Source organism: Enterococcus asini ATCC 700915 (assembly GCF_000407365.1).
GTDB lineage: Bacteria > Bacillota > Bacilli > Lactobacillales > Enterococcaceae > Enterococcus_C > Enterococcus_C asini.
In genome coordinates, this window is record NZ_ASVU01000001.1 from 1,300,822 (window position 1) to 1,313,021 (window position 12,200).

Consider the following 12,200-nt stretch of genomic DNA (forward strand, 5'->3'; position numbering starts at 1 on the left):
GACTTGTTCATTGAAAACTGGATATTGAAATACAAGAAAAACAAACCGAGAACACACACCGCACTTGGATGAAGAAATTCGTTCAATTGCTTATTCTTGAGTAACCTTCTATCGCTAGAAGAAGTGCTCAAAACCCGACCGTAAGGTCGTTAAGGTTAAGTGAATAAGGGCGCACGGTGGATGCCTTGGCACTAGGAGCCGATGAAGGACGGGACTAACGCCGATATGCTTTGGGGAGCTGTAAGTAAGCTATGATCCAGAGATTTCCGAATGGGGAAACCCAACATCTTTGATAGGATGTTACGAATAGGTGAATTCATAGCCTACTCGAGGTAGACGCAGAGAACTGAAACATCTAAGTACCTGCAGGAAGAGAAAGAAAATTCGATTCCCTGAGTAGCGGCGAGCGAAACGGGAAAAGCCCAAACCAAGAGGCTTGCCTCTTGGGGTTGTAGGACTCCAATCTGGTAGTTTTTTCAGATAGCCGAAATACCTGGAAAGGTATGTCAAAGAGGGTAAAAACCCCGTAGGCGAAATTTGGAAGACACCTAGGAGGATCCTGAGTACGGCGGAACACGAGGAATTCCGTCGGAATCCGGGAGGACCATCTCCCAAGGCTAAATACTCCCTAGTGACCGATAGTGAACCAGTACCGTGAGGGAAAGGTGAAAAGCACCCCGGGAGGGGAGTGAAATAGATCCTGAAACCGTGTGCCTACAACAAGTTAGAGCCCGTTAATGGGTGATAGCGTGCCTTTTGTAGAATGAACCGGCGAGTTACGATTGCATGCGAGGTTAAGTTGAAGAGACGGAGCCGTAGCGAAAGCGAGTCTGAATAGGGCGAATGAGTATGTAGTCGTAGACCCGAAACCATGTGATCTACCCATGTCCAGGTTGAAGGTGCGGTAAAACGCACTGGAGGACCGAACCCACGTACGTTGAAAAGTGCGGGGATGAGGTGTGGGTAGCGGAGAAATTCCAATCGAACTTGGAGATAGCTGGTTCTCTCCGAAATAGCTTTAGGGCTAGCGTCGAAGTTGAGAATGATGGAGGTAGAGCACTGTTTGGACTAGGGGCCCATCTCGGGTTACCGAATTCAGATAAACTCCGAATGCCATTCATTCATATTCGGCAGTCAGACTGTGAGTGATAAGATCCATAGTCGAAAGGGAAACAGCCCAGACCACCAGCTAAGGTCCCCAAATATATGTTAAGTGGAAAAGGATGTGGGGTTGCACAGACAACTAGGATGTTGGCTCAGAAGCAGCCATCATTTAAAGAGTGCGTAATAGCTCACTAGTCGAGTGACCCTGCGCCGAAAATGTACCGGGGCTAAACATATTACCGAAGCTGTGGATTGTACCTTTGGTACAATGGTAGGAGAGCGTTCTAAGGGCGTTGAAGGTAGATCGTGAGGACTGCTGGAGCGCTTAGAAGTGAGAATGCCGGTATGAGTAGCGAAAGACAGGTGAGAATCCTGTCCACCGAATGACTAAGGTTTCCTGGGGAAGGCTCGTCCGCCCAGGGTTAGTCGGGACCTAAGCCGAGGCCGATAGGCGTAGGCGATGGACAACAGGTTGATATTCCTGTACCCGTTCGCTTTGTTTGAGCAATGGAGGGACGCAGGAGGCTAAGAAGTGCAGACTGATGGATATGTCTGTTCAAGCAGTAAGTCTTGTGATGAGTCAAATGCTTATCACTATACGGACAAGCTGTGATGAGGAGGGAACTAATAGTACCGAAGCTTCTGATGTCACACTGCCAAGAAAAGCTTCTAGTGAGAAACGAACGGCCCGTACCGCAAACCGACACAGGTAGTCGAGGAGAGAATCCTAAGGTGTGCGAGAGAACTCTCGTTAAGGAACTCGGCAAAATGACCCCGTAACTTCGGGAGAAGGGGTGCTGCTCGTAAGAGCAGCCGCAGTGAATAGGCCCAAGCGACTGTTTATCAAAAACACAGGTCTCTGCAAAATCGAAAGATGACGTATAGGGGCTGACGCCTGCCCGGTGCTGGAAGGTTAAGAGGAGTGCTTAGCGCAAGCGAAGGTACGAATTGAAGCCCCAGTAAACGGCGGCCGTAACTATAACGGTCCTAAGGTAGCGAAATTCCTTGTCGGGTAAGTTCCGACCCGCACGAAAGGCGTAACGATTTGGGCACTGTCTCAACGAGAGACTCGGTGAAATTTTAGTACCTGTGAAGATGCAGGTTACCCGCGACAGGACGGAAAGACCCCATGGAGCTTTACTGTAGTTTGATATTGAGTGTCTGTACCGCATGTACAGGATAGGTAGGAGCCGTAGAAGTCGGGACGCTAGTTTCGACGGAGGCGCTGGTGGGATACTACCCTTGCGTTATGGCCACTCTAACCCGCAGCCCTGATCGGGCTGGGAGACAGTGTCAGATGGGCAGTTTGACTGGGGCGGTCGCCTCCTAAAAGGTAACGGAGGCGCCCAAAGGTTCCCTCAGAATGGTTGGAAATCATTCGCAGAGTGTAAAGGCAGAAGGGAGCTTGACTGCGAGACTTACAAGTCGAGCAGGGACGAAAGTCGGGCTTAGTGATCCGGTGGTTCCGCATGGAAGGGCCATCGCTCAACGGATAAAAGCTACCCTGGGGATAACAGGCTTATCTCCCCCAAGAGTCCACATCGACGGGGAGGTTTGGCACCTCGATGTCGGCTCGTCGCATCCTGGGGCTGTAGTCGGTCCCAAGGGTTGGGCTGTTCGCCCATTAAAGCGGCACGCGAGCTGGGTTCAGAACGTCGTGAGACAGTTCGGTCCCTATCCGTCGCGGGCGTTGGAAATTTGAGAGGAGCTGTCCTTAGTACGAGAGGACCGGGATGGACTTACCGCTGGTGTACCAGTTGTCTCGCCAGAGGCATCGCTGGGTAGCTATGTAGGGAAGGGATAAACGCTGAAAGCATCTAAGTGTGAAGCCCACCTCAAGATGAGATTTCCCATTCTTTTAAAGAAGTAAGATCCCTGAGAGATGATCAGGTAGATAGGTCAGAAGTGGAAGGCCAGTGATGGTTGGAGCGGACTGATACTAATCGATCGAGGACTTAACCAAAAGAAACGTGGACTTGGTTGTAAGACGTATTTCAAATCCAGTTTTGAGTGAGCAAAGACTTACTCAACTAAATAGTGTGGTGACGATAGCGAGAAGGATACACCTGTAACCTTGCCGAACACAGAAGTTAAGCTTCTTAGCGCCGATTGTAGTGAAGGGTTTCCCTTTGTGAGAGTAGGACGTCGCCACGCATCATTCCGGCATAGCTCAGTTGGTAGTAGCGCATGACTGTTAATCATGATGTCGTAGGTTCGAGTCCTACTGCCGGAGTTCTTAAGACAGTTTCGACTGTCTTTTTTTTGTATTTTTTAAAGAAGAATCTTTGTAACGTTGATAAGACTTTTACTTAAGAAGGGACTTCATTTTCGAGTAATTATTTTTAGTGTCATTTTTCAAAGTCACTGATTAATTGTATTGATTTAATAGGTTGTTTAATCTAGAATTAGTTTCTAGGAGCTTGCTATATGGCTTACTAGCTGTCATGTTAGCGAAACATGTGGATTGAAAAATTAAGGTAATTTATAGGAGAGCCAGTTTTATTTTCTGGTTCTTTTTTTGTGTGATTACATAATTTCTCTAGGATAACCAATCAATAAAAAAAGGTGTTTCTGCTCAGTTAGAGTAGAAACACCTTTTTTAGTTCTAATAAGGCCGGCGAATATCAAATGTGTCCCCTAAGTTTGCGTAGGTATTGCCAGCCAAGCGAGCGATTGGGTCCAGTTTTTCTGGGAGAATGTATTGACGCTCTGCTGAAAAGATGGCTGGGTCAAAAGCGTAGTGTAGGACTTCTAAAATAAATAAGTCACTGACGATACGCTGGTTTTGATCCGTGACAGGAACGTACTGGTGGACTCGAACTTCCAGGCGAATCGCCGCTTCTTGAATGCTGGGCACCTCCACTTGTTGACTGGGAATCAAGGTAACCGGTTGTTGTTCCAGCTCGCTAATTTCAGGTGGAAGACTGGCGGCGGTTTGATTCATAATCGCTAGTACATCCTCATTGACAATATGAATTACGCCTTCTTTTTGCGCCAATAAGTTACGGGCAGTGTCTTTTGCGAGGCCTTGTGCGCGATTAATGGAGAGGCTCACAAGGGGTGGCTGGCTGCTTACTACATTGAAGTAGCTAAATGGTGCCGCGTTGACCACTTGGGTAGTCGGATCCTTCGTGGTGATCCAAGCAATCGGCCGGGGAATAACACTCCCCGTAAGAAACTTGTAATTTTGCAGACCGCTGAGTTCTTGGGCGGAAAATTCAATCATAGACGGACCTACTTTCGTTGCGTATTGGCATCCGAGGTGTCGAATGGTCGGACGTATTCTTCGATTTCTTGGCGCTTTTCTTCAAAGTCGGGAGGCAAGGAGAGGATTTCCCCGGCCTTTTCATAAGTCTCATCTTGCAAGAAGCCCGGTCCGTCTGTTGCTAGTTCAAAAAGAATATGGGGACCGGCTAGGAAATATTCCGATTGGAAATAAAAACGATCTACGAAACCAGAATTCCGGAAGTTGCCTTCATTCAAGCGGTCGATCCAGTGACGGAGGGCAGCTTGGTCGGCCACTCGCAGTGCTAAGTGATGAACGTTGCCGTAGCCTTCTAACGCTGGTGGCAAGTCTGGTTGATGATCTACTAAGAGTGTAGCCCCGTTGCCCCCTTCACCGACTTCAAAGTGATGCAAACTGTCTTCTGCCGGGAGGGTTTCTTTAAAGCCGAGGACTTGTGTTAAGGTTTCGGTAAATGGCTCCAACTCACTTACGGTAACCACCACAGGACCTAATCCGAGAATGGCGTGTTTTGGGGCCACATTGCTCTTTTTCCATGGTGTACCGCCAGCCATGCCGTGATTGGTTTCGTCTGAGACCAATTGCATCAGTTGGTTGTCAAAGTCATGAAATTCTAAATAGCGCTTGCCGAAGCGACTACGGATTTCCCCATGGGCTACATCGTATTCCTCAAAGCGTTTGCGCCAATACTCTAAAGAGGCATCACTGGGTACCCGGAATCCGGTGCGAGAAATCGTATTGGTTCCTTTGCTGCCTTTCCCGACGCCGGGAAAATCAAAGAATGTCATATCCGTTCCGGGACTACCTAGATCATCGGTAAAGTAGAGATGATAGGTTTCAATATCGTCTTGGTTGACGGTTTTTTTTATCAGGCGTAGGCCTAAAATATCTGTGAAAAAGCGGTAGGTCTTTTTCGCACTAGAGGTCATAGCAGTCACATGATGGAGACCTTTAATTGTTGTATCTAGCATAAAATGTCAGCTCCTTTACTTACTTAATGTAAGTATAACAACCGAAGACAGAATACGCAATGAACTTGTCTCGTGAGGATTCAAGTAAAAAAACCGGTGAAACCGAACAGCGGATGAAATGTGGCGTTTCAAAGAAGGACTCTGGCTAGACGTCACGCCTTTTTTGAGGCAAACTAGAGTACAAATAGGAGTGAAGAAGGGATGAGTACTGTGAGAAAAATTGGTTTTTATGGAATGGGCAATATGGGACAAGCGATGTTAAAAGGATTGGTGAAAGCTGGCTATCCGGTAGATGATCTTTTGATTTATAACCGTCATGGGGCCGTGGCAGAAGAATTGGCCGCAGAATATGGGGTAACCGCAATTCAGACACCAGAAGACTTGGCCAAAGCGAGCCAGGTGATTCTTTTTGCAGTGAAGCCGGCGATTTTACCAGGAGTCTTGCAAGCTTTAGCCCCGGTCTTGACCAAAGAGCAGAGTTTGATTTCTGTAGCTGCGGGGATTTCCTTGGGGCAAATGGCGGACCTCTTGTCTCAAGAACACAAGCTGTTTCGGGTGATGCCGAATACCCCGGCATTGGTCGGGGAAGGGATGTCTGCTGTGGCCCACAATGAGCCTGTCACCTTAGAAGAAGTCCAAGAAGTCTTGGGGATTTTCAATAGCTTCGGGAAAGCGGAATTGGTGGAAGAAAAACTCATCGATGCCGTGGTGGGAGTCGCGGGCTCTGCGCCGGCTTATGTGTACTTGTTTATCGAAGCTTTAGCCGATGGGGCCGTATCAGAAGGCATGAGTCGCGAGATGGCCTATGAATTTGCCGCGCAAACCGTCTTAGGCTCGGCACAAATGGTACTGAAAACAAAAGCGCATCCCGGTGCTTTGAAGGATCAGGTGACTTCCCCTGGGGGCACCACGATTGCGGCGGTGAAGGAATTAGAAGACCGAGGCTTGCGTAGCGCGGTGATCAACGCGGTGAAAGTAGCGGCTCAAAAAAACCGGGAAATGAGCCAACAATAAAAGTAACGAAATCTATCTGTGTGTATTTGCTAGATCGTGATTCTTTGGAAGAATACGGTCTAGCTTTTTAATTATTCTAAACTAGCTATCGTTTGTTAGCTATACCAGATTAAAGAAGCGCAAAGAGGCGGAGAGATTTCCTGGGAGAATTCCTTGGAAAATCCCGAATAGACTCGGAAAAAAGCATTTCAAAAAAAGATTGTGAATAAAAGAATAAGCTCGGTAAAAAAATAGGCAAGGTCGTTGCTTATCATTCTCAATTAGCGTAAAATGAATGAGAATTGAAAAGATTTGGAGGGAAAAGCATGTCTACATTAGAAATCAAGAACCTACACGTGTCCATTGAAGATAAAGAAATCCTGAAAGGGGTTAATTTAACCCTGAAAACCGGAGAAATCCATGCCATCATGGGGCCAAACGGTACCGGGAAATCCACCTTGTCTGCAGCCATCATGGGCAATCCAAACTATGAAGTAACCCAAGGGGAAATCCTCTTGGATGGGGAAAATGTCTTAGAGATGGAAGTCGACGAACGGGCGCGCAAAGGATTGTTTTTGGCGATGCAATATCCTTCCGAAATTCCGGGAGTTACCAATGCAGAATTCATGCGGGCGGCCATCAATGCGAAACGTCCGGAAGAAGACAAACTAAATGTCATGCAATTCCTGAAAAAACTCGATCAAAAAATGGCGCTTTTGAACATGCCGGAAGAAATGGCAGAACGTTACTTGAACGAAGGCTTTTCCGGTGGGGAGAAAAAACGCAACGAAATCTTGCAGTTGATGATGCTAGAACCAAGCTTTGCGATTTTGGATGAAATCGACTCCGGTTTGGATATCGATGCTTTGAAAGTCGTGGCAAAAGGGGTCAATGAAATGCGAGGGGACAACTTCGGTTCTTTGATCATCACTCACTATCAACGCCTGTTGAACTATATCACCCCTGATGTGGTGCATATCATGATGGATGGCCGGGTGGTCTTAACCGGGGATGCGGACTTGGCAAAACGCCTGGAAGCAGAAGGCTATGCCGGTATTAGTGAAGAGCTCGGTATCGAATACAAAGAAGAAGTCTAAGGGGGCCAAAGATAATGACACAATTGAAAGATTATCTAGAGGCCGTGGAATTATTTTCTGCCACTCAGGAAGAACCAGCTTGGTTATTGGAACGCCGGAAAGCGGCTTTGGCCCAAGTGGATGAACTACACTTGCCTCATATTGACCAAGTGCGTTACCGGGATTGGCCACTTTTTGATGTGACTGCTGATTCCATGGAGCACAGCGAATTGCCGGACTCCATTGGGGTGATGGCTTTTGATGCCATGGAAGATCATCCATTATTGGTCCAAGCCGGGGGCATCACGGTGGCAGAACAACTGCCCCAGCACTTAATCGATGCCGGGGTAATCTTTACGGATCTCTTTACCGCGGCTAAAGAGCACAGCGATTTAGTAGAAGCCTACTTTATGAAACAAGCCGTGACCTTTGATGAAGATAAGTTAACCGCGGCGCATTTGGCCTTTTTAAACAGCGGGGCTTTTCTCTACATTCCGAAAAATCTCGTTATCGATGAACCAGTGGAAGCTGTCTTCCAACAAATGGGCGATAGCCATTTCTTCCATCACGTGTTAATCGTGGCCGAAGAAAACAGTCAGTTTAACTATTTGGAACGCTTTTTAAGCGCAGACGGGCAAAGTGTAGAACGGCCAGGAAATATCGTGGTGGAAGTCATTGCCAAAGCCGGCGCGCGCATCAAGTATTCCGCCGTGGATCGCTTAGGCAAGAACTTGACTACTTATTTGAATCGCCGTGGGTATATTTTGCAAGATGCGACAATCGACTGGGCCATTGGCGTAATGAACGACGGGGATATCGTGGCGGACTTCGATACGGACTTGGTGGGCGCTGGGGCGCACTCTGAGTGTAAAGTCGTAGCGATTTCTTCCGGTACCCAAATGCAAGCTATCGATACCCGAGTGACGAATATTGGCCAACACACCATTGGTCACATTCTCCAACACGGGGTGATTCGCGACCATGCTGCTTTGGTCTTTAACGGTATCGGTCATATTATCAAAGGGGCAAAAGGCGCCGATGCCCAACAAGAAAGCCGAGTATTGATGCTGTCTGATGGGGCCCGCGGCGATGCTAACCCAATTTTATTAATCGATGAAAATGAAGTTACAGCCGGTCACGCAGCTTCTGTGGGCCGGGTAGACCCGGATGAGATGTATTACCTTATGAGCCGGGGCTTGCATAAAGAAGAAGCAGAACGTTTGGTAATCCGAGGATTTTTAGGTTCTGTGATTACGGCCATTCCGATGAAAGAAGCCCAAAATGAATTTATCGGGGTCATTGAAGGGAAGCTGGACGCATGATTGATGGCAAAACAATTCGCCAAGATTTTCCGATTCTCGACCAAATCGTAAACGATGAACCCCTAGTCTATTTGGACAATGCGGCGACTACCCAAAAGCCTCAAGCAGTCCTGACTGCTTTGAATGACTACTATCATCATGACAATGCCAATGTCCATCGGGGCGTTCACACCTTAGCAGAACGGGCGACCGCAGCCTATGAAGCAGCCCGGGAAAAAGTCCGGAACTTTGTGAATGCCAAGGAAACCGCGGAAATCCTCTTTACTCGAGGGACGACCACGAGTTTGAACTGGGTGGCCCAAAGCTTCGGTGAGGCCTTTATCGAAGCGGGGGACGAAATCGTGATTTCTTATATGGAACACCACGCCAATATCATCCCTTGGCAACAATTGGCCCAGCGGAAAAATGCCAAGTTGGTCTATTTGGACATTACCCCAGAGGGTCACTTGGACATGAACGATGCCAAAGCAAAAATCGGTGCCAAGACCAAAATCGTCTCCATCGCGCAAGTCTCTAACGTCTTAGGTGGGGTTAATCCCATTGCCGAATTGACTGCCTTGGCCCATGCTGCAAATGCGGTGATGGTGGTGGATGGGGCCCAAGCGGTACCTCACATGCCCGTGGACGTGCAAGCTTTAGACTGTGACTTTTATGCCTTTAGTGGGCACAAGATGTGTGGTCCTACCGGCATCGGCGTGTTATATGGCAAGCGCCAGTGGCTAGAGCAAATGGAGCCGGTGGAATTTGGTGGGGAGATGATTGATTTCGTCAACCTTTACGACAGCACGTGGAAAGAGTTGCCTTGGAAGTTTGAAGCCGGTACGCCGAATATCGCTGGAGCAATCGGTTTAGGTGCGGCCATTGACTACTTATCCGCACTAGGGATGGACAACATTCACCAATATGAACAGGACTTGGTGAACTATGTCTTGCCTAAACTTACGGCAATCGAAGGCTTAACGGTTTACGGCCCGCAAAATCCAGCGGAACACACCGGGGTCGTGGCCTTTAACTTGGACGGAATTCATCCTCATGATGTGGCGACGGCCTTGGATATGGAAGGCGTCGCAGTACGGGCTGGTCATCACTGTGCCCAACCGTTACTACAACATTTACAAGTACCGGCGACGGCCCGGGCTAGCTTTTATTTTTACAATACGAAGGAGGATGCGGATCGCTTAGTGGCGGCCATCCTCGCGACAAAGGAGTTTTTCCAACATGGCACTATCTAAATTAGACAATTTGTATCGCCAAGTAATTTTGGACCACTCCAGTCATCCGCATCATCACGGGACACTGGGTAAGTCCGATTTAACAGTGGAAATGAACAACCCTACTTGTGGGGATGTGATTCACCTTGAATTGGAAGTCAAAGACGGCATTATCGAAAACATCGCCTTTGACGGTAGTGGCTGTTCGATTTCCACCGCCAGTGCTTCCATGATGACCGATGTGGTCTTAGGCAAACCTGTGTCCGAGATTGAAGACTTGACCTTGTTGTTTTCCGACTTGGTGCAAGGCAAAGACGTCCCGGAAGCCGAGCACTTAGGGGAAGCCGAAGTTTTAGCCGGCGTCGCTAAATTCCCAGCCCGGATCAAGTGTGCCACCCTGGCCTGGAAAGCATTAAGCAAAGCGGTCAATGACAACGAGTACGTGGGTGAAAGCGGCAATATCCAAAAACACGACGAGGAGTGATGGAAATGACGGTACCTGAAACAGAAGAATACAAATACGGCTTTCATGACGATGTCAAACCTGTCTATACTACCGGGGATGGCTTGTCAGAAGAGGTCATCCGCAAGATTTCCGCAGCGAAAAACGAACCGGAATGGATGCTGGACTTTCGTCTGAAATCTCTAGAAGCCTTCAATGAAATGGCTATGCCCCCTTATGGCCCAGATTTGTCTGAATTGGACTTCGATAAAATCAATTACTTTATCCGCTCCAGCGACAAAAAAGCTCGTAGCTGGGATGAAGTACCAGAAGAAATCAAAAATACCTTTGAACGCTTAGGGATTCCTGAAGCAGAACGAGCTTATCTTGCCGGTGCTTCCGCTCAATACGAATCCGAAGTGGTGTACCACAATATGAAAGAAGAGTTTGAAGAACTAGGCATCATCTTCACGGATACGGATACTGCACTACAAGAGTATCCAGAACTCTTTAAAGAATACTTTGGGACATTGGTACCACCAAGAGACAACAAGCTAGCGGCCTTAAACTCTGCAGCTTGGTCCGGGGGAACCTTCATTTACGTACCAAAAGGCGTCCGCACCGAGATTCCTATCCAGTCCTACTTCCGGATTAACTCCGAGAACACCGGGCAATTCGAACGGACACTGATTATCGTGGACGAAGGCGCCAGCATTAACTATGTAGAAGGCTGTACCGCACCGACTTACTCCAGTGACTCCCTCCATGCGGCAGTCGTCGAAGTATTCGTGAAAAAAGACGGCTATATGCGTTATACCACCATCCAAAACTGGTCGAATAATGTTTATTCCTTGGAAACCAAACGGGGTGTGGCCTACGAAAATGCCACCATGGAATGGGTCGATGGCAACTTAGGCTCTAAAGCTACGATGAAATACCCAAGTGTTTACATGAACGGCAAAGGCGCCCGGGGCACGATGCTTTCCATCGCCGTTGCCGGAAAAGGCATCGTCTTGGATAACGGCGCCCGCATGATCCACAATGCGGAGAATACTTCATCGACTATTATCTCCAAGTCCATCTCCAAAGACGGTGGGGAAGTGGATTACCGGGGTGAAGTACGCTTTGCGGAAAACTCCGCCGGTTCCAAATCCCATATTGAATGTGACACGATTATTATGGATGACCTATCGAAATCCGATACGATTCCCTACAATAAGATTTTAAACCACGACGTCACTTTGGAACACGAAGCCAAAGTCTCCAAGATTTCCGAAGAGCAGCTCTTCTACTTGATGAGCCGTGGTCTTTCTGAACAAGAAGCCACGGAAATGATCGTCATGGGCTTTGTAGAACCATTTACCAAAGAATTGCCGATGGAATACGCGGTAGAAATGAACCGCTTGATCAGCATGGAAATGGAAGGGTCCGTGGGGTAAGACCTATAAGAAGGCTAGGAAAGACTGTATGAAGCCTTTCCTAGCCTTTTTTTGTTTGAGAAATCATAACAAGAAGAAAGTTTCGTTATTTCTCAAGTAATCTTTACGGAGTCGTCTTTTTGTGATCATAATTTCTTTAAATTATCTAGGTATAGTGGATTCATACCAATAAACAACCCTAACACTTTTTCATTTTCTCCTCCCTCGCCATCTGACCAATGGCGAGCTTTTTTATCTAAAATTGAGTCTGAGTTGGATCTTTCAGCATAAAAAGAGGGCAATTGATGAAAAAAATTAGTCAATCGATTAGGAGGGGAGACGATGGGAGAGTTCGCTTTTTGTAGGGGAAATCAGATGGATGGATGATTGAGTATTCATTTGTTGTTCAAAAGGCGAAT

At 47.6% G+C, this 12,200-nt stretch carries 8 protein-coding genes, 1 tRNA gene and 2 rRNA genes; 9 read left to right on the top strand and 2 right to left on the bottom strand.

Annotated elements, in window-relative coordinates:
- The first annotated feature begins 153 nt into the window (after positions 1-153).
- The 3 genes from I579_RS06380 to I579_RS06390 all read left to right on the top strand — a co-directional run bounded on the left by I579_RS06380 (position 154) and on the right by I579_RS06390 (position 3,337).
- A 23S ribosomal RNA gene (locus I579_RS06380) occupies positions 154-3,067 on the top strand.
- A 75-nt stretch (positions 3,068-3,142) separates the two neighbouring features.
- Positions 3,143-3,258, top strand: a 5S ribosomal RNA gene (gene rrf / locus I579_RS06385).
- Positions 3,259-3,263: 5 nt separating this feature from the next.
- Positions 3,264-3,337, top strand: a tRNA-Asn gene (locus I579_RS06390).
- 372 nt (positions 3,338-3,709) lie between these two features.
- Here the strand turns inward: I579_RS06390 and I579_RS06395 are convergent.
- Positions 3,710-4,330: a flavin reductase family protein gene (locus tag I579_RS06395; RefSeq protein WP_010754426.1), complete on the bottom strand. Its 621-nt coding sequence runs from the start codon at positions 4,328-4,330 to the stop codon at positions 3,710-3,712.
- An 8-nt stretch (positions 4,331-4,338) separates the two neighbouring features.
- Positions 4,339-5,319 carry a ring-cleaving dioxygenase gene (locus tag I579_RS06400; RefSeq protein ID WP_010754425.1) on the bottom strand — a complete coding sequence of 327 codons (981 nt, stop codon included), beginning with the start codon at positions 5,317-5,319 and terminating at the stop codon, positions 4,339-4,341.
- Positions 5,320-5,529: 210 nt separating this feature from the next.
- Between I579_RS06400 and proC the strand changes: the two genes are divergently transcribed.
- The 6 genes from proC (at position 5,530) to sufB (ending at position 11,802) form a co-directional block, all read left to right on the top strand.
- The gene (gene proC, locus I579_RS06405; RefSeq protein ID WP_143139902.1) at positions 5,530-6,333 is read left to right on the top strand and encodes a pyrroline-5-carboxylate reductase; all 804 of its coding nucleotides are present in this window, start codon (positions 5,530-5,532) and stop codon (positions 6,331-6,333) included.
- 305 nt (positions 6,334-6,638) lie between these two features.
- Positions 6,639-7,409 carry a Fe-S cluster assembly ATPase SufC gene (gene sufC / locus I579_RS06410; RefSeq protein WP_010754423.1) on the top strand — a complete coding sequence of 257 codons (771 nt, stop codon included), beginning with the start codon at positions 6,639-6,641 and terminating at the stop codon, positions 7,407-7,409.
- Between the two features lie 14 nt (positions 7,410-7,423).
- On the top strand, positions 7,424-8,710 hold the full coding sequence (sufD, locus tag I579_RS06415) for a Fe-S cluster assembly protein SufD (RefSeq protein ID WP_010754422.1): 1,287 nt from the start codon (positions 7,424-7,426) through the stop codon (positions 8,708-8,710).
- Positions 8,707-9,942 (top strand): cysteine desulfurase, encoded by a 1,236-nt coding sequence (locus I579_RS06420; RefSeq protein WP_010754421.1) that lies wholly within the window; start codon positions 8,707-8,709, stop codon positions 9,940-9,942. The genes sufD and I579_RS06420 overlap by 4 nt, the downstream gene beginning before the upstream one ends.
- Positions 9,929-10,405, top strand: coding sequence for a Fe-S cluster assembly sulfur transfer protein SufU (gene sufU / locus I579_RS06425; protein WP_010754420.1), 477 nt, complete (start codon positions 9,929-9,931; stop codon positions 10,403-10,405). The genes I579_RS06420 and sufU overlap by 14 nt, the downstream gene beginning before the upstream one ends.
- Before the next feature lie 5 nt (positions 10,406-10,410).
- Complete coding sequence (sufB, locus tag I579_RS06430; RefSeq protein ID WP_010754419.1) at positions 10,411-11,802, top strand: Fe-S cluster assembly protein SufB; 1,392 nt, start codon at positions 10,411-10,413, stop codon at positions 11,800-11,802.
- Positions 11,803-12,200 lie beyond the last annotated feature (398 nt).